We start from the raw sequence: 19,478 nt of genomic DNA, 5'->3' as shown, positions 1-19,478 counted from the left end.
TCATTACTTCTGACTATTGGCAGTTCGGGTTTTCCTGCGGCGAATCGTCACTATACGGGTAAGCGCATGTATAAAGACTGCGGCTAGCCCTCCCCATATAACAATCATGCCAAAATACTCAACGATGAAATTGCTATCACGCCCAACCAGATAGAAGTCATTCAGCCCGGCCAACCGACTATCTCGGCTGTGACAAGCTTCGCACGCTACGGCTTGCTCTTTAGGAGCAACCATATGCTTGATTGGCCAGTAACCATTGGTTTCAATGAAGTCATATTGACCACTAAACGCCACCCCGTTCAGCCTGGCACCAGCAGCTAGGGCTTTATTCCAGTCATATTCGGTCCAGAACGCACCAGACCCGGGGCGACCGTACAGCTTGATAGGCAACATACGATTTAGCTCTGTATCGTAAGGTTGTTTGCCTCGATGAATTTTAAATGGCCAGATCCGCGCATCCGGATCGTTATAGTTGCCTGTTGGCGGATTAATATCGATTGGTGCTCTATCGGGGTTAATTATGTCTAGCAATGTCATCTGCTTCAGTTCACCTTTGTACCAGCGGTATTCCGGTACAACATTGCGTCCCCAGGTGAAGGAGCCCTTCTTGCTCATGTAGGAATGATTAACCACACCATCGAACTCCTGATCGATAGTCATCGGCTTACCATTTTTCATCTGCCCGGCTGTAGACCAGTCCCAGGATAGTTTGGTTAGATATGGCCCTCGAGCCATTTCCGGTATATGGCAGGAGGCACATGCCACTTTAGCCGAGTGATTATCTAGTACACGCTCCTGGTGTGGCGTGGCACTATGGCATGATTCGCAGGAAAGATTATTGCCTTCGCGCGACACCCGGCCTTGGTTCAGTTCAAAATCTAAGAATGCAGCTCGATCATTGTAACGACCTGCTATTTTATGGTCGTTGGCGGTATGGCAAGTCTGGCAGCTGAAATTCAGCTTTTCCGGACTCATATGTACGTCCAACTCGAAGGCTGGATCGATTAACGACAGATCTGTATCGCCATGTTTGACACCATTTCCACCACCACCCACCGCATGACACGCCAAACAGTTCTCGCGATCCGGGCTACCTACATGTTGAGCGACATATTTCAGGTCAACCGCTTTCTGAATCTTGCCTGCCACCTTTGTGTCTTCATAATATGGATGACCGGATGAAGCCGCCGATTTTCTATAAGTCTTTGTTTTATCATGGCAGATTAGGCAATCAACATTCTCCTCTGCATCATGCTCAAAATCTTCATTACGCCAGCCATAGCCAATATGACATTGGGTACAGCTCTCATTCCCTCTGGCTGAAACACAATAGTTATTTAGCCCATTTTTCCCTTTGCCTACTTCAACGCCGTCTACTTCCTTTGACCATGTCCAGTGGAAAGTCTTATGGATCTGCTTAGAAGCTTCAGTATGACAACTAATGCAAGCTTCGCTCACATCCGGTGCATAATCAAAGTCCTGATCCAGGATCTCAAATGTTGAGTGATCTGCGGTGCTGGCTATCGTCGGAACATTACGCTTGGTAACGTCTTCTTCGTTAATAACACTAGCTAAAGCATTCGGGCAAAGGCACAGCAGTAGCAACAGAAATAGTTGAGTTTTCATTAGTACAAGCCACCTCCAGCAATATGATTCCAACCAGCGTGATTACAAAGTCACTCTCATCGCCAGCATGAAGGCCACAAACCAGAACATTAGACTTCAATAATAATCTAATATAAGTATGTAGACTTAGCCCTTAACGCTAAACACGATTGGGGCCAACTCTGGGTGAAAGCACTAACCAAACATGAGTTAGAAAAAGCTAAAAAACAAAACGCTTATTTACTTATTGCTAATGTAGTACTCATACACACACAATTGACAAGGTTATAAGCCATTCCTATAACCTAGATCACAATATTTATTTTCATATTGTTTTCAATGCATTTGCTTTTTATCAAAGAAATTTATTTTTTATACAAAAAACAGATGATTAAAAAACAACCAAATAAGTGGACTCAATAGGCGCTCTCTCTACGGGTCTTGCCTTCAGGCCGGACCTTTCAATGACAACTTAAACGGTGTACTACCTCACATTCACATTAAAGCAGGTGCCGAAACATAAGCTAGCGTGTAAACTTGTGCCAGTGATTAAATCCCAGCTAAAACAGGTGAATCAGAAATGACTCATGAAACTAAAACAATGGAAGTACCAGTAGCAATCGCCGATAGAGTGCAGACTTTAATTGATGCCTATGAAGCCAAAGAAAAATTCAATGCTGAGCGTAAAGAGGTAGTCAACAACTTACTTTCTATGGATAACCTTAGTTGTGAGATGGCTGTTTATAGTTTGCCTCAAGGCGAATTGCTAGATACTCTCAGATTTGTGTACGAACTATCCGGTACTAACAACAGATTCATCAAAAATATACTGACACAATCCAGAGAGAACCCTAAGAAGGTCTTATCAGATTCCCAAAGATCGTCAGCAAAGAGCTTGTTATTTAATCTGATCAACGACCCTTCAGTCATTTCAGCGATGAAAGAGATGTAGTAAGTCCCTTGCATTAATTGTGTTAAACATAAGATCAAACAGTGCCAAGTATTAGACAATACTTGGCACAATTTTTCTGAGGGTCCCGGCCCCGGTACAACGTAAGAATTCCGAGCATTCGCTTCCTCGTCACGCTAAGCACAATCGACTTTTGGGTTCTTTGCTTGCATACAAGACCTTCTATTCGGAACCTCGCCTGCACAGCCCGACCTAGTGGCCAAGTAATTCTCGCCGAAACGAGCATCTTGAGGTAACTTGGGTATAAACATAGAGAAGAGAACTGTTGCCATTCTGATTTTATAAATAAAAGGTCATCGGATGTTACGTATCATAAAAAGTCTGTGTTCTAAAAATCGCTACTCACAAACAAAATCATGGACTAATGATTTTTTCAGTAATTATTTTCCCACTTCAGTTTCTGCAACAGGCACAGGTAAGAAGCCTAACTCTGTTGGTCAGAAGGCTACGAAAAAAGAGCGAAAATCTAAGCTATCGTCCCCAAAGATTTTTAAGCGATTAATTAACCTATACCCGCCCTATCTGGGAGCAGGGGTGAAAGTCACCTATATCAAAGAAGACTGGCGGCAGGTTGAAGTCAGGCTGCAAATGCGCTGGTACAACAGAAATGCATTCGGCACCCATTTCGGCGGAAGTATCTATTCTATGGTTGATCCTCACTTAGCATTGATGCTAACCAACCTGTTAGGACGAGACTACATTGTATGGGATAAAAGTGCGCATATAGAATTTGTTAAGGCTAGCAAAAAGCCAATTCGCTGCGTGATAGCTATTTCACAAGAAGAGTTAAACGACATAATTCAGCACACTGAACATGGTGAAAAATATCATCCGAACTTTAAGCTCCATATTTTGGGTGAAGATGACCAGTTAATAGCCAAGGTTTATAAAGAACTATATGTCAGGAAAAAACGGCAATAGTAAATAAATTATCAAACCACGACATAGCGAGTTCAGCCAACAACTACAAGGTGCTGTTGACCCATCGCACCGTAATAAAGGCTATAAAACAGGCGCTAGGAGATTTCTAACGCCAGCAGGTAATAAAGCCCAATTAATCGACCACACTGCTATTTATAATATCTCGGTGCAATTTCCACTGTCCGGCCTCTTTTTTCCAGATAACAACATACTTGCCATTATCCAGCATGGTTCCACCGTCACCTTCAAGTATATACTTACCCACTTCAGTGGCTGTATCACCATAATCCTCGACTTCGAGTGTTTCTAACTGTATTGATTTAATACCAGAATTCATAAGAGCTTGAAGTGTTAACTGCAATGCTTCTCTTCCTGTTACAAAATCGCTGTTTGGCAGTAAGAACTGTCCATTCTCTGTATACAGGTTGGCCACACCAGCAGCATCACCCAGACTAAAAATATGAGAATATTGTTTGTTAGCGTTAACAATATCTTCAAAGGTAGGATTGACCTGGGCCATGTTCTTCTCCTTTGTTCACGTTTCACCTAAGTATACGTAATGGGCGCAGAACCATAAGAATTCTTTACACGCTGGTGAAACCTCGATAGCAAACTTAATAGCAGCAATGTTGACACTGAGGTTACAAACAGATGCTAGATAAAGCTAAAATTGCCTTTATTTGCTACTTTTGTTCAGATTATGAATCGCATTCAATACCTTGGCTTACTCGCTATCGTTGGCCTACATACTTTGCCGACTGTCGCTAAAGAGAGTGCGAACAACCTTCAACACTTATGGCAACAGTTTTATCAGCAAGCGAGCCTACTTTCCTCCGAACAAGTAGTTAGCCAAACTGAGCTTAACCGTTACCCAAAGCCGCTACTGCTTAGCAGCAGCCAGTATCCCGACTTCACACGATTTCACTGGCGAGAAATCCAGCAGCTATGGCAAATCAGTCAGGGCTGCAAAGATCCTCAATCGCCAACCACAGCACCCGCATTAAAAGCTGCCGCCGAGTTTGAGCTTTCACTGTGTCAGGGGACACCATTGGCCAGTGCGTGGTTTGATAACCGAACCTTGCTACACCCGGCCGGTGGCAGCTATGCCGATAGATATTTAGCATCACTCGAAAACAACCTAGGGAAGGATCACCCCGAGACCCAAGAATTTCTCTCTCATCATAAGAGACAGTTAACACTGGCCAATGCTGCTCACCCACTTCATTCGCAGCTGCGCCCACTATCGACAAAAGGTGTAGACGCTTTGCTTTCAGGCTATCGCGCCTATATCACTGATAAAAATACATTGTGGTTAAACAATGAGTTAGGATGGAAGGTGATTAAGGCAGACCAATGGCAGCCTCTTGCAGCATCAATGACATTGAAACTAACAAACCACACAGCAACAAACTGCTCCTTTCGCTACAGCAACATATGTATTAATGCCGTCACGCCGCATTCACAACGGGCTCGCTGGGCGCTGATTTTCAGCGCCTTAGTCATTGCTTCTCTGTTATTGCGTAGCCTCTATCAACGGCGACAAAACACCAAAGAGAGACAGTTTGTTCTTCAGCTTCTGACCCATGAGCTGAGAACACCGATCACTAGCTTAGGTTTAACCGTAGAGTTATTTCGTGAACAGTTCGATGGCCTGAATGAGCAAGCTCAACAAGCAGTATGGCGTGTAATGGCCGACCACCAGCGCTTGGCTCAACTCACCGAAACCAGCAAGGGGTATTTAGCCACTAATCCGGAAGAGCAATTTCAACCCCAGCGCGCCTATCTTTCCGATTGGCTTGACCATTGTCTGGACAAATATCAGCTTAGCTACAGCTTAGACAAAGATCGCGAACTGGATCTGCCCTACTACTGGCTCGGGATCTGTCTCGACAACCTAATCAAAAATGCACAGCAACATGGTGAAGGCCAAATCACTATAGAGGTTAAGGTTAACAAAGTACTGCATATTCAAGTTGGTGACCAAGGTCTGTTTCCCAATGCAGTCAAACGTTGGCTAGGCATACTCAGTCGACCCAAACATCAGGCAAATATGGGTATCGGCCTCACTATCGTGTCGCGTCTGATGGAAAAGATGGGAGGAAAGCTTATCTGCCAGCGTAAACCGACTCGTTGCATATTGGAGTTACCGCTATGAACCATATTCTGCTTATCGAGGATGACAAGCTACTCGGCGAAGGGCTCAATGAATACCTGACGCAACAAGGGTTTGAGTGCCAATGGCTCGCCAATACCCAACACATCGAAAAACACTGGTATCGTGCTGATTTAGTTATCCTGGATCGTCAGTTGGCTGAGGGAGACAGTATCGCTTTTCTGCCTCAATGGCTTAGCCTAAAAGCACTGCCCGTCATCATCCTCACGGCCAAAGTCGATGTTGACCAGCGTGTTGAAGGGTTAATGGCAGGTGCGAAAGATTATGTTCTAAAACCATTCTCCCACCAAGAGCTATTGGCACGTATCCAGGCGCAGCTCCGCCCACTGGGACAAAGTGCTATCCAGTACCAACAACTGGTTATCGATGTTGCGAACCGGGCTGTTACCGACAACGGCTGCAGTGTTGAACTAAAACCGAAAGAATTCCAGCTGCTACTGATGTTAGTACAAAACCAAGGCCGTGTGTTTCATCGTGAAGAGCTGCTCAATAAGATCTGGGGCTATCAGGCTTTTCCTACCACCAGAACCGTGGACAATCATGTTCTGCGCATTCGACAAAAACTACCCGGGCTGGACATTGAAACATTACGCGGTGTTGGCTATCGATTGGTAAAGAGCGCATGAAAAAACTAACTCTTATTACCTCCAGCATACTGACTAGCGCCTTAGGCACTTCTGTCGTATTAGCCAGTGATTGGTTTCCCGATACCCCACTACAAGCCAGCTACTCAGCCCTAGCCGAGGGCAATGCAATGCTTGCATGGCAAGAGCTCCAGCTAAGCTTGAGCCAAAACACTATTCAGGAGCGCTATTGGCGGCCAGTTAAACAGGCTATATTGACTGAGACTCAGTGCGGCAAACAACTAACAAATTCAGCTTCAATAGCAGCAGAGATTAGCCTATCCATTATCCGTAAAGGCAACGCAACTAACCAAGGCTACCAGGTTAAGCTATCAGCTGAAAAAGTCAGTCAACCCATTGAGCTACAGCTCTTTGATGCAGATAACCGGCTGGCGATAACTGCAACGATCCCAACGCCAGCCAAGAAATACCACGAATTTGAAAGCAACGAACTCTTAATTGAACCCAAAGCCGGGTTGTATCAGCTATCAGTCAATGGCGTTCATTATCCTTTGGTGATCTCCTCATTCGAGAGCAAAGCCTGGCTCCAACCTTCGACAGACCGGGCTTTTGAGTCACTGATCATCTCTCCTCCCAGCCAGACTGTTTCATGCTCACCAGCCACTGTCAGTTGGCAATGGCTTGATAAACAATACAACCTACTAGATAGGCCGTCCCTTATGTCATTGACGCCAATCACTGCCGATAGCAACAAACGATACCATGCTCAGTTACCTGAGAGCCTACCAGCCAAAACAGAATTGTTAAGTGCCGTGGTCAGCCAATATGAATACCAAGGGAGAATCAAGGTGGAATATGTACAACGCTTAAGTCTGCCTGTCTCGGGAATAGAGACATATAGGTGACAAAGCAGGTCCAGATATGACCTTTAATAGAGGCAAATCCACAACAAGATAGCCTCCATGAAAACACTCATGCCATTATTCGCAGTTTTGACATCAATTAGTTTCTCTGCTCAAAGCACAGATGTTGAGTTAACACACAACAATCAACATATTTCTATCAATCCAAGGAACTTGCAGATTAACTGGCAAAGGCAGACACATACCTTCTTGGTTAACCAGTCAGCTTTGACAATCAACGGCAGGCCACAGAAAGTAACTGAGATAAATCAGTCGAATCATAATCAGGCGCACTGGTTGCTTGAACCCAGCAACATCAGGGTTAACGCTACGTTGAGTGAAAACCTGAAGCTAGACTTTACAGTCAGCCCGAAAACAACCATCAGGCGAAATCAACCAATCAAGTTATCCTGGTTCGATCTCGCCGAGAAAGAAGCTCAAACACTGTTGATTCCTTTCAGCGAAGGAATGCGTATACCAACCGACCACCAAGTTTGGATCCGTTATCTAAGCGAAAACTATTCCGGTTCGAACACGACCCAAGATCTGAAGATGCCATTTTGGACCATAGAACAAAATGGCACCTTTATTAACTATCAAATGCTTACAGCCACCAATAATGAGCTGATCTTCTCTGCACTTCGACGAAGACTAGATATGCAGGCTACGCATGAGTTTACAATGCTTAACAGGGATCAGCCGTTTAGCATTCAGATCACCCTCGGCGATGCTCCTCTTTCGGGCGCTAAACAGTACCGGGAATGGCGTAATCAACAGAGCCTCTCCCAACCGCTCTCAACCAAGCTCATCGATAATCCTCAGATAGACAAACTGATCGGTGCCAGTCATGTCTATTTATTTGGGCGCGATACCCTTGCCGTTGAAGATGTCAAAGACTGGTGGGGATTACAGGAGTGGTACTTTCATCAAGCAACACTTACCCCAACCCGCGAGGCAAAAAGTGAGATCAAACCTCTGCGTCAAGGCAGTGATTGGCTAAGTCGTTACCATAAACGGCTACTGATTGAGAGTATTAATCAGTCGGTTAACAACCTCTTTCCTGCCCAAGCTGTTACTGAAAACAGCTTTACTAAAAACAGCAATAATATACAGCAACAGTATCAAGCAGCAGTGAAGCGCAAAGCCTGGCTTAACGAACACGCTGCTCGGTATCTGATCTCTTCAGAGCGATGGGGGCAGGCGATTTCCAAAGATATGGTCTATAACCTGCAAGAAGCTGGTCTGAAAAAGCTCTGGCTAGGATTCGATAACTGGATGCCAGCATTTTATCAACCGCAGGTCATCGACCAAGCCAAAGACGCGGGTTATCTTGTCGGTACCTATGACTCCTACAATACAGCAATAGCGCCCGGTGTGAATGATGCATGGCTTACCGCCCAGTTGCCAAAATCGATGCGTGAATCCTGCTCCATTGAGAATGCAAACGGAGAAAAGCAAAAAGGCTTTCGCGGCAATGGCTTTTACCTCAATCCGGCTTGTCATCGAAAGTATGTTGAACAACGAATCAAAGACATCATCCACTACGGGCGCTTTAACAGTTTGTTTTTAGATGTTGATGCAACGGCAATGGCCCGAGAAGACTACAATGTCCCCCACGATGGCATGAGTCAGACTGAGATGCTTTCAGCCTTTAATGATCGCATGCAATGGATCACCTCACAGCAAAAAGTCATACTAGGTTCTGAGGATGGTAACAGTTTGACAACTCAGGGGATCGCCTTCGCCCACGGAATGGAAACAGTCGGCTTTGGCTGGACAGATCCGGATATGAAGAGCAATCGCCGCTCCCCCTACTTTTTAGGCGCCTGGTACCCGGATCAGAAACCAGACTTTTTCTTTAAATCTGCAAAGGTGAAGGAACCCTACAGGACACTGCTTTTTGCGCCTCAGTACCGAATCCCGCTATACCAGGCCGTATTTCATGATGAAGTCATTAACAGCCATCACTGGCATAGCGACAGCCTGAAATTCAGCAATGTACAGATTGAACGTGATTTAACCAGCATGCTGTACAACACACCGGCAATGGTGCATCTAAGCCGAGATGAAGCCAATCGTGCGGACGCCCCACGTTTACAGGCCCTAGTCCATTATCAAAAAGCCTTCACCCCTATTCACAAACAGTTATGGAACAAGGCGTTAGTTGATTTCCAATGGCTTGACAAACAAGGGCAACTACAACAAACAACTTTTAGTGATGGCAGCAAGATAATCGCTAACTTTTCAAAGCAGGCAATAACAACTGACAACCAATTACCAATTCCGCCAGGAGCAATATTGGCCTTATTGAGCAATGGCGAGAAAATACTGTGGCGATCTTCAGGTGCCTAAAGTACTGGTAAGCAATCTGAAAATTAACAAACAATAAGAATTCACTATCCTATAGTGATATCTCAACGCCGAAAGGTTAGAATCGCCGCCTTACTCCCCTGTGAGCTGCATGCTCCTCGGGTTAAACATCATCACAATAGATCAGCATATGCACTCCCCGGAACATTGTTTTACGCCGTTTAAAGAATCGATTGACACATATAGCTTGCCGGAGCGTTTTACGTTTCCGTTCTACTATGAGCCTCATCCTCTGTGTTTGCTGGCGGCGAAAGAGTTACAGCACCACCTGGAAACGCAAACCGAGTGGCAGCATAATTTTGGCCTTTCCGAGGACAAAACCGCGCCTATTGGTAAGATGTTTGGTGTCCTGCTGGTTCAAAATGAGCAAGGAGAGATTGGCTACCTCTCTGCATTTTCTGGAAAAATGGCTGATCAAAACCTGCTGTCACACTTTGTTCCACCGGTGTTCGATATGCTGGCCGAAGATAGCTTCTTTCTTAGTGAGCAGTTAGAAATCAACAAACTCACCGCAGTTATCAAAGAGCTAGCGAGTAATCCCGAGATTGAGGTAACTCGCCAAAGCCTAAAACAAGAACAAGCCGAAAGCCGCAAACAACTGGAAGCTCACCGAAGCCGTATGGTCGAAGGGCGCAAAACACGAAAGGCACTACGGGCCAACGGAACCACCCTTTCATCAGATGAGCTTCAAGAACTGAAAAAGCGACTTAGCCAAGAAAGTGTGATTGAAAAGCTGCAACTGCGAGATCTTAAGCTACATTGGGAATCACGCCTAGGCGCTTTGCAACAACAGCTTAATAAGCTTACTGATGAAGTAAACGAGCTCAAGGCCAAGCGTAAGTCCCTCTCATCTGAGCTGCAAAAGAAGCTGTTTGCCCAATACCGTTTCCTTAACGTAGACGGCATCGAGAAAGATCTCAATGAATTGTTTGTCGATACCACTCGCAAGGTTCCACCTGCTGGTGCTGGTGAGTGCGCTGCCCCCAAGTTGTTGCAGTACGCTTTCAAATGGGGGATGAAACCGCTGGCAATGGTTGAGTTTTGGTGGGGCTCATCACCAAAATCTGAGATCAGACAACATAAAAACTTCTACCCGGCCTGCAAAGGTAAATGCCAACCGATTTTGGAGCATATGCTGGACGGTATTGAAATGGATGAAAACCCGCTACTGGTTAATCCTTGCGAAGGAAAAACCGTCGAGGTTATCTACCAGGATAATGATATGGCTGTGGTTAACAAACCAGCTGAATTCCTATCGGTACCGGGAAAAACCATTGAAGATTCTGTCTACCACAGAATGAAACAACAGTTCCCTGATGCAACGGGGCCGCTTATTGTTCATCGCCTCGACATGTCTACCTCCGGGTTGATGGTTATTGCATTAAGCCACCGGGCAAATAAAAGCCTGCAGAAGCAGTTCATCCAGCGTACCGTGCAAAAGCGCTATGTCGCCTTGGTCGACGGCTTAATTGAACAAGACGAAGGCATTATTAAGCTGCCTTTGCGTGGTGATATTGATGACCGCCCTCGCCAGTTAGTTTGCTACCAGCACGGCAAGCCAGCAGAAACCAAATGGGAAGTTATTGAGCGAAAGAACGCACGAACTAAGGTCTATTTGTACCCTAAAACAGGGCGTACCCATCAACTTCGCGTTCACTGTGCCCATATTGAAGGCCTGCATATGCCGATGATTGGTGATGACCTTTACGGCAAAAAAGCCAACCGTCTTCACCTGCACGCAGAAAGGCTGGAACTGACTCATCCCATTACCAATGAGTTCATGCAATTCCAGGTTGAAGCTGAGTTTTAAATTGCACCATTGGCAAGTCAAAACCTGCCACTAAAACTGAGCAGCAGCCACAGAAAAGCCCAACCAGTGAGCATTCACCGGTTGGGCTTTTAATAACCAGCTCAAAGAGTCTGTCGATTACTTAGAATCAGCACGGCTCATGAATTTATGCTCGGCAGTGTTGACCTTGATCTTTTCACCGCTGGCAATGTACTCAGGCACCTGAACAGTAAGGCCAGTTGACAGTACAGCAGGCTTAGTACGAGCACTTGCCGATGCACCTTTGATCGAAGGATCGGTTTCAACAATCACCAAGTCAACCGTTGCAGGCAGTTCAATCGCGACTGGAGAACCATCAACAGTCAAAACCTGAATACCCTTGGTTTCTTCGGTAATAAACAGAAGCTCTTCGGCAATCGCCTCTTTATTGAAGTTGTACGGTGTATAATCTTCATCATCCATAAAGACATACTCATCACCGTCAATGTAAGAGAAAGAAGCCTGATGACGGCTGAAGTCAGCCAGGTTGATCATCTCATCTGCTTTGAAGCTTTCATCAGCTTTTACGCCTGTAGCAACATCATACAGACGCATTCTGTAAAGACTTGCACCTGCGCGGCCGCTTGGTGTCAACTTGCTGATCTCTTTAACAAGGTACACTTTGCCGTTATGTTCGATAGCTGCAAACTTTTTAATTTCACTTGCCTTTGGCATGGTAGTCATCCCATAAATAAACAGTGAGGAGAAATTATCACGAACTGGATGTTAGGCAAGTATTATTGGAAACAAATGCTGGTTTTTTAACCGCTTAATCCATTCTTGCAACTCACGTCGCGCTACAGATGCCTATTATCCGTCCAGTGATGTAACAGCTGGCCAGAACGTGTTTCCTGATACTCTCCACCAGCCACTTTCCGGCAGCCATTGACCCATAGCTCTCTCAGCCCGCGGGCAAAAGCATCCGGTTGCTCTATTGTCGAATGATCGCTGAAATCAGCACCAAACAGACTGATATCAGCATAGTAGCCAGATGCAATTATACCACGCTTGCGCAACCCGAATGTCTCTGCACTCAGCGCTGTCATCTTATGAATAGCCTGCTCTAAGGGGAGAAGCTGCTTATGCTTAACAAACTGATTAATAATTCGAGGGAAAGTCCCGCTTACCCTTGGATGGATCTGACCGCCGAAAATGGTATCAGTACCGACCATCCCCCTCGAGTGGGTAAAAATACGCTCCACCAGCGCTTCATCCATGAAGTAGTCAATCATTCGTACATTGCCGCGCTCACTGACAAGAAGATCCAGCACAAAGTCTACCGGGTGCTGATCCGTTTGCCGGGCACACTCTGATACCGATAGCCCCAGCCATTGCCTTGCTGACGGTGTTTCTACCTCGCATATCAGAATGTTCTCCCACCCTACCAAAGCAGGCAGGTTATCCCATGGTTCACCCGCCTGAGGTAACAGTCGCTCTGAAAACCAATCCTTAACCTGTCGTCTGATTGGTTGAGTATTCAATGCATTCATTAACTCATCCGGTGCATAGGTACGAATAAGTGCAGGAGGCAAAATCGAAAACAACGTCGTACTGCCGAAATGATATGGATATTGGTCAAAGGTCAGATTGTGACGATCAATCAACGCCAGTAACGAGTCTAGTTTGGCGGCATTACGTCGCCCTATCAATTTTAGGTGGGAAATATGTAACTGGCAGCCCGCTTGCTGTGAGATGGCAACCATCTCTTGCACAGCTTCCAGAATCTCGTCACTCTCACTACGTACATGAACAACAAGCGGCTTACGATGTTGAGCAGCAACCTGTGCAACGGTGAGTAATTCTTCCTTATCACTAAATAATGCCGGATGGTAAATAAGCCCAAGGCTGATCCCTCTGGCCCCAGCAGCCAGCGTTTCATCGGTTAGCTTTGCCAGCTGGCAGCGCTGCTGTGAACTCATGGGGAAATGACTATTGCCACAAATTTGATAGCGCAACAAGCCATGAGGAAGAAACGCCGACAAATTCACCTCGAGCCCATGCTGACTCAATGACTGGCAGTAACTAGCATAATCATCCCAGGTCCAGTCGATTGGTGGGTTCCCAATGATAAGCCGGTCCCGAAGTGCTGGCTGCAGATGTTTGGGCAAAGGAGCAACACCCAAACCACAAAGACCGACCAGTTCGGTTGTTATCCCCTGCAGAACTTTGGGCTTAAAGCCTTGCGGCATAAAGGTGGCCAAATCTGCATGGCTATGGACATCAATGAATCCCGGTGCAAGGTAGGCACCATTAGCCTCAATCACCACATCAGCCCTTTCATCGATGTATGGTGCTACCGAGGCAATAAACTCACCATCAATCAGCACATCCCCAGAAAAAGTGTTTCCGCCACTGCCATCAATCACTACCGCATTTTTTATCAACTGGCGCATCGCATACTCCAAGATAATTCAGCTGTTACAACCCTTTAGCTAAGCCAGCTCATTTTATACCTCACAAGAACATAAGCAACAGGTTGATATCCCTTAAACGCCTCTGGTCAAAACTAAAAACCACCCCGGGTCGAGGTGGTTTAGTGTTAATCAACCATGGATTATGCTACGAACGATGTCTTTCTTATGGTCTTATCTTACTAAAATCTGTAAACCGACTGGTATAAAGCACACCTTTAGGCTTCTCTTCATTGTCTGCCAGCGTTACAACCTTCGGTGCCTTTGATGACGCATCAATAGCATTAATAGTTCGGTCATAGTTAACGGTATAAAGCACATCGTTGGCAAAACCATTAGGCTCCTGCCAGTACCAAACCTGCGTATTCTTGGCAAAATCATCTGAACAATCCGAACTTAGGAACAATGTTCCTCCCTCGGTATCCAGGCACTGATCGATATTGGCAATGCTACGATAGCGTTTCTCCTGATCATAAATAAACGACTGGGATTTTGCACCATCAACACAGCTCTCGAAGGCTAATGCTCCGCCATCTTTCACTGTCAGGCACTGGGCACTGTCCTGGCTAAGGTAGGTAGATTTTATTGTTACAGAATCAGCACCAAGGAACCATGGGCTCTCCCAATCCACCAGCAAAGAAAACTGATCGCTATAGGATAACTTTTCATAATCAGTCGATTCTTTCCAATCACGGTCAGCGCTGGTATTAGCTGTCCATAACTGGCTGCCCGATGCGTAGCGACGTCCCAAAATCCAACGGTTATGACCGAACAATGCCAAACTGTTCACGGTTGTCTTGACAGTAATATTGGACGAACCAGATGTCGTGTCTTTTGCCGCAATTTTAGCAACAAAATCAGGACGCAGCCCGCTGATAGCGAGTGGGTTATTTGATCTTAACTTGTCAAAGTTCCACGGATTGCCGCGGCGCTCGTCATAATCCCAACACCAACCATCTGCCGTGCCTAGATTACAAAAACCATTAACAGGCTTAATCGCTGATCCATATTTGTTGTTTACGTACTTGATATTATAACCATCACTATTTGTTTGGGTTACCAAGCCAAATTCTTTCTTGTTAGTAATGCTGTACTTGTCGGTAAAGCTATATTCAATATCCTTAATCGGGATCTTAGGTGAAAAACCCAAACCCACTTTGATACTAGTACTGGTTTCTTTTTCGATTTTTGACTCAACTTGATCCTGCATTCTCGGGTATAAGTCATTCAGGTAAATTTGGCCTGCCTGCAATTTTGCTTTGTCATTGACTTTGATATCGACATCTACTGCATCCAAATATTCATTATAAACGTAGCTAGAGTTGCTGTTGTGGTACCAACGGCGGTAAATATCTGACCAACTCCCCTCCATGCCCATATCGACACCAGATCCTTCGGCCAGTACTATCTCAACATATTTATCCTTGTCACCTGAGCGGGCGTAAAACGGAGATTTGCTGTAGTAGCGTACTTTATATTTTAAAGTCACATTCCCTTTGTTTTGGCGTTCGACATTGAAGCGACGATGAATAACAAACTCCATCACACTGCCGCTATCCTGGGCAGCCGATCGCCGGCTTCGGCTCAACTTACTGAGGTCATTAACCAGGCTTGAAGCAATATATTCTTCATCCATGTTATCAAGTAGGTAGATTTCCCTTTTCTTGATATCGTTCGGCTTAGTGACCAATACAACATCGCTTTCTACCCCTAAACCCAACAGCTCATAGGTGAATGTCTTTCTCTGCTCTTGGTTGATATCAGCCAGGTTTAGGACATAGTAATTACAGTTTTCCGGTAAAGAACTTTCGTTTCCGTATAAATGGCACTCTTGCTGAAAATAGGGTGTTGTCGACTGAATAATATCGGATAGTGTATCTGTCTGATCAATAGTTGATGAATGACTGACTGCACTAAACGTCATGAAAGTCATACCTGCAACTGGATATAGAACCTTGCGCATCTCATTTCCTTTTAATGATTTATTTCTTATTGATTGAAATGATGTTTCGCGCGCATTCTAAAAATAAAGTAAATACTCAGCCATAGTTAAAACTGATTATTGTGTTATAGAGTCGGAAAATAACCATTTTTTCAACAGCCTGTGCTGGGATAAACATCATTTATAAAATTAGCAAGATAAAAGAAATTACCTTTTAATTCTAACCTGTATTTAGACCGTGAATATTCTTTCACAAACTGCAATTTCAAACCTATTTCTCCAATAAAAAACAATAAGGAAATGTGTCGATATTGTCTCATTTGGATTGTGGAAAATAATAATCCAGCTATAGCAAACGGCAATTCACAATATTCCCTTTCTCCAGCCAAGTTATAGTTGGAAGGAATATCTCAATTTTGGCGTCCATTAATTGAACACCCATATTCAACTCATAACATACCACACACTTTCATAATGAGACTTAAGCATAGTCCCATGCAATAAATCGGGAATTTCACCTTATGAGCTTTAAACACCTGTCAGTCGGTAGAAAGATTGGCGCAGTATTTATGGTAATCTCTATCGCAGTCGCTGCGTTGGGAGGCTTTCTTACTTCTGAAGTCGGAAAACTCAAAGACAGTGTATTGGTACTGACTGATACGTCATTACCTAGCATTGTATTAGTTAAAGACATGCAGACGGATGCTGCTACTATCCGCAAAGATCAATTTTCTCTTATTCCGAATATTAACCACCCCAGCATGAACACTTGGATCGGTGACTATGAAAAAATGATAAGCGAAATGGATCACAAGCTCGCACAATACGAAGAAACGCTATGGAGTGACGATGACATCAAGCATTTTAATGCCGTTAGCGACGCATGGCAGGGTTATAAATCACAGCAAGCCGCCTTTATTTCGGCCATTCGCTCCAAAGAAACATCTCGAGCAAACCAGCTGGTACTGGACAGTTTCGACAGTTTTCTCAAAGTAGACGAAAGTCTTCAGGCATTGTTCGAACTTAATCAGTCCTATACAGCTCAAGATAGATTGAAAGTGTTAGACCGCGTCTCACAGGCAAACCTTCTGACAATATCTGGTATCGTCATCATCCTGGGCTTTATGGTTGCCATGACGATCTTCCTGACTCGCCAAATCTGCCAGCCACTAAAGACAACAATCGAAATGGCACAACGTATTGCCGCAGGCGATCTCACCTATCAGCTTGATCTCAATGCTATGGGCAACGACGAACTGGGCAAGCTGGCATCGGCCTGTGTCTCGATGCAAAACAGACTTCGTGATTTGATCCACGAGATATCAAGCGCCGTCACCCAGCTTAGCGCTGCTATCGAGGAAGTTAGCGCAGTATCAGAGCAAACATCGCAAGGGATGAAGCAGCAACAAGACGAAATCAACATGATTGCTGCGGCCATGAACCAAATGCAATCTACCGTCAACGAAGTGGCCAGCAATACTGAAGATGCCTCTCACTCGGCCACAACATCCACCGAAAATGCCAATCGCGGCAGCAAAAATGTACGGCAGAATATTCAGAGCATTCAGCAAGTCGCAGACGTTATCGAAGATGCGGGCAACATGGTTGAGCAACTTGAGAAAGACTCAGCCAGCATARGCATGGTTGTCGATGTGATCAGCGGGATTGCCGAGCAAACYAATCTGCTTGCCCTGAATGCGGCTATTGAGGCTGCGCGTGCTGGCGAGCAGGGCCGCGGATTTGCTGTCGTTGCCGACGAAGTGCGCTCACTGGCAGGCAAGACGCAGGCATCAACCAGTGAAATCATCACAATCATTGAACAGTTGCAAAATAGAGCCAAAGAAGCAGGCGAAGCAACCAAGCAGAGCTGCACTCTTATCCACGAATGTGTTGGGCAATCACAAGATACGGGCAATGATATCGCTCAAATCGAACAGGAAGTTGGCCAGATCGCAACAATGAGCATGCAGATTGCCAGTGCCTGTAGCGAGCAGAACTCTGTCACTGAAGAACTCGGACGCAATGTCGAAAACATCAGCTTATCGTCGACAGAGGTGGCTTCAGGTGCCGGGCAAACAGCCCAGGCCTGTGTAGAATTGAGTCAACTGGCTGTCAGCCTGCAAGATAATGTCGCTCGATTTAAACTGGCTTAATATCCTTATTCGACATTACAATAATCCCTTCAACATATAAGCAATACCAAGCCCATTAGTCGTTTACTTTTAGGATGATTAATGGACTTGGTATACATCAATCCCATCACTTACAACCCAAGCATAGATAGCAGATATAACGATTAGCTTTAGTTTAACCGACTATTTATTTTGGCATACTCCTTAATTTGTGTCACAAGCGGCTCATTTATCAACATATTGTTTTGGTGCAACCTAACTTTGAACGACGCCAAACAATAATTTGTAGGCGTAATATGGCTATGGTTGGAAGGAATATCTCACTTTCTATGTCCACCAATTGAACGAGCATATTCAACCAATAACATATCTCTCTCCTTCATACATAGACTTACCCATAGTCGTATGTCATTAAATGGGAATTTACTCTATGAGCTTTAAGAACCTGTCAGTCGGTAGAAAGATTGGCGCAATATTCTTTATTATTTCCATCGCAATTACTGCGCTTGGAAGCTTCCTTACTTATGAAGTTGGAAGACTGAAAGATAGCATATTAGTGCTTACAGACACCTCACTGCCAAGCATTGTATTAGTTAAAGACATGCAAACAGATGCGGCTACCATTCGTCGTGATCAGTTTTTCCTTGTTTCCAATATTAATGAACTGAATATCAATACTTCATTAACCGACTACAGCAAACTATTCGTCGAAATGGAAAACAAGCTTGCACAATATGAGAAAACGCTCTGGGATGAAAAGGACATCCAGCAGTACAACATCGTCGACAAAGCCTGGAGAGGCTACAAAACACAACAGGACGCGTTTGTAACCGCAATCAGACAAAGAGAAGTCTCACATGCCAACGAACTCGTTGTAAATAGCTTCGAGAGCTTCCTTGCCTTAGATAAAAGCCTGCAAAGCTTGTTTGAGCTCAACCAAACTTACACCTCCGAAGATAGGTTGACTGTTTTAGACCGCGTCTCACAGGCAAACCTTCTGACAATATCTGGTATCGTCATCATCCTGGGCTTTATGGTTGCCATGACGATCTTCCTGACTCGCCAAATCTGCCAGCCACTAAAGACAACAATCGAAATGGCACAACGTATTGCCGCAGGCGATCTCACCTATCAGCTTGATCTCAATGCTATGGGCAACGACGAACTGGGCAAGCTGGCATCGGCCTGCGTCTCGATGCAAAACAGACTTCGTGATTTAATTCATGAGATTTCTAGCGCCGTCACCCAGCTTAGCGCTGCGATAGAAGAAGTCAGTGCGGTATCAGAGCAAACATCGCAAGGGATGAAACAGCAGCAAGACGAAATCAATATGATTGCCGCTGCCATGAACCAAATGCAATCTACCGTCAACGAAGTGGCCAGCAATACTGAAGATGCCTCTCACTCGGCCACAACATCCACCGAAAATGCCAATCGCGGCAGCAAAAATGTACGGCAGAATATTCAGAGCATTCAGCAAGTCGCAGGCGTTATCGAAGATGCGGGCAAGATGGTTGAGCAACTTGAGAAAGACTCAGCCAGCATAAGCATGGTTGTCGATGTGATCAGCGGGATTGCCGAGCAAACTAATCTGCTTGCCCTGAATGCGCCGAGCAAACTAATCTGCTTGCCCTGAATGC

14 protein-coding genes are annotated in these 19,478 nt (G+C 45.1%); 9 read left to right on the top strand and 5 right to left on the bottom strand.

Translation table 11 applies throughout. The features are described from left to right. Window positions 1-3: 3 nt before the first annotated feature. Window positions 4-1,626 (bottom strand): tetrathionate reductase family octaheme c-type cytochrome, encoded by a 1,623-nt coding sequence (locus tag L4D19_RS28445; protein ID WP_428455162.1) that lies wholly within the window; start codon window positions 1,624-1,626, stop codon window positions 4-6. A 559-nt stretch (window positions 1,627-2,185) separates the two neighbouring features. Between L4D19_RS28445 and L4D19_RS28440 the strand changes: the two genes are divergently transcribed. Both L4D19_RS28440 and L4D19_RS28435 read left to right on the top strand, forming a co-directional pair. After that, complete coding sequence (locus L4D19_RS28440; RefSeq protein ID WP_160657284.1) at window positions 2,186-2,557, top strand: hypothetical protein; 372 nt, start codon at window positions 2,186-2,188, stop codon at window positions 2,555-2,557. A gap of 318 nt (window positions 2,558-2,875) precedes the next feature. Further along, complete coding sequence (locus L4D19_RS28435; protein ID WP_428455161.1) at window positions 2,876-3,496, top strand: DUF4442 domain-containing protein; 621 nt, start codon at window positions 2,876-2,878, stop codon at window positions 3,494-3,496. A gap of 133 nt (window positions 3,497-3,629) precedes the next feature. On the opposite strand, the gene L4D19_RS28430 is transcribed toward L4D19_RS28435, so the two are convergent. Next, the gene (locus tag L4D19_RS28430; RefSeq protein WP_428455160.1) at window positions 3,630-4,016 is read right to left on the bottom strand and encodes a YybH family protein; all 387 of its coding nucleotides are present in this window, start codon (window positions 4,014-4,016) and stop codon (window positions 3,630-3,632) included. 180 nt (window positions 4,017-4,196) lie between these two features. Between L4D19_RS28430 and L4D19_RS28425 the strand changes: the two genes are divergently transcribed. From L4D19_RS28425 to L4D19_RS28405, 5 genes are all read left to right on the top strand, one after another. Then, complete coding sequence (locus tag L4D19_RS28425) at window positions 4,197-5,651, top strand: ATP-binding protein (protein WP_428455159.1); 1,455 nt, start codon at window positions 4,197-4,199, stop codon at window positions 5,649-5,651. Then, window positions 5,648-6,295, top strand: coding sequence for a response regulator transcription factor (locus tag L4D19_RS28420; protein WP_428455158.1), 648 nt, complete (start codon window positions 5,648-5,650; stop codon window positions 6,293-6,295). The genes L4D19_RS28425 and L4D19_RS28420 overlap by 4 nt, the downstream gene beginning before the upstream one ends. Continuing rightward, a complete protein-coding gene (locus tag L4D19_RS28415) occupies window positions 6,292-7,158 on the top strand; it encodes a DUF2861 family protein (RefSeq protein WP_428455157.1) in 867 nt (288 codons plus the stop codon). Before L4D19_RS28420 ends, L4D19_RS28415 begins: the two co-directional genes overlap by 4 nt. 69 nt (window positions 7,159-7,227) lie before the next feature. After that, complete coding sequence (locus tag L4D19_RS28410) at window positions 7,228-9,507, top strand: glycoside hydrolase (protein ID WP_428455156.1); 2,280 nt, start codon at window positions 7,228-7,230, stop codon at window positions 9,505-9,507. 148 nt (window positions 9,508-9,655) lie between these two features. After that, complete coding sequence (locus L4D19_RS28405; RefSeq protein ID WP_428455155.1) at window positions 9,656-11,335, top strand: RluA family pseudouridine synthase; 1,680 nt, start codon at window positions 9,656-9,658, stop codon at window positions 11,333-11,335. 117 nt (window positions 11,336-11,452) lie between these two features. On the opposite strand, the gene efpL is transcribed toward L4D19_RS28405, so the two are convergent. From efpL to L4D19_RS28390, 3 genes are all read right to left on the bottom strand, one after another. Then, a complete protein-coding gene (gene efpL / locus L4D19_RS28400; protein WP_075765988.1) occupies window positions 11,453-12,028 on the bottom strand; it encodes an elongation factor P-like protein EfpL in 576 nt (191 codons plus the stop codon). 122 nt (window positions 12,029-12,150) lie between these two features. After that, a complete protein-coding gene (locus tag L4D19_RS28395; RefSeq protein ID WP_428455154.1) occupies window positions 12,151-13,746 on the bottom strand; it encodes an N-acyl-D-amino-acid deacylase family protein in 1,596 nt (531 codons plus the stop codon). Window positions 13,747-13,930: 184 nt separating this feature from the next. After that, a complete protein-coding gene (locus L4D19_RS28390) occupies window positions 13,931-15,727 on the bottom strand; it encodes a hypothetical protein (protein WP_428455153.1) in 1,797 nt (598 codons plus the stop codon). 500 nt (window positions 15,728-16,227) lie between these two features. Here L4D19_RS28390 and L4D19_RS28385 point away from each other — a divergent pair, with 500 nt between their 5' ends. Continuing rightward, on the top strand, window positions 16,228-17,859 hold the full coding sequence (locus L4D19_RS28385) for a methyl-accepting chemotaxis protein (protein ID WP_428455152.1): 1,632 nt from the start codon (window positions 16,228-16,230) through the stop codon (window positions 17,857-17,859). Between the two features lie 409 nt (window positions 17,860-18,268). Continuing rightward, the gene (locus L4D19_RS28380) at window positions 18,269-19,474 is read left to right on the top strand and encodes a methyl-accepting chemotaxis protein (RefSeq protein WP_428455151.1); all 1,206 of its coding nucleotides are present in this window, start codon (window positions 18,269-18,271) and stop codon (window positions 19,472-19,474) included. The last annotated feature ends 4 nt before the right edge of the window (window positions 19,475-19,478 follow it).

This window comes from Photobacterium kasasachensis (assembly GCF_050336885.1).
Taxonomy (GTDB): domain Bacteria; phylum Pseudomonadota; class Gammaproteobacteria; order Enterobacterales; family Vibrionaceae; genus Photobacterium; species Photobacterium kasasachensis.
The sequence above is the reverse complement of the archived record's forward strand: the minus strand, read 5'-3'. Positions and strand labels throughout refer to the sequence as shown.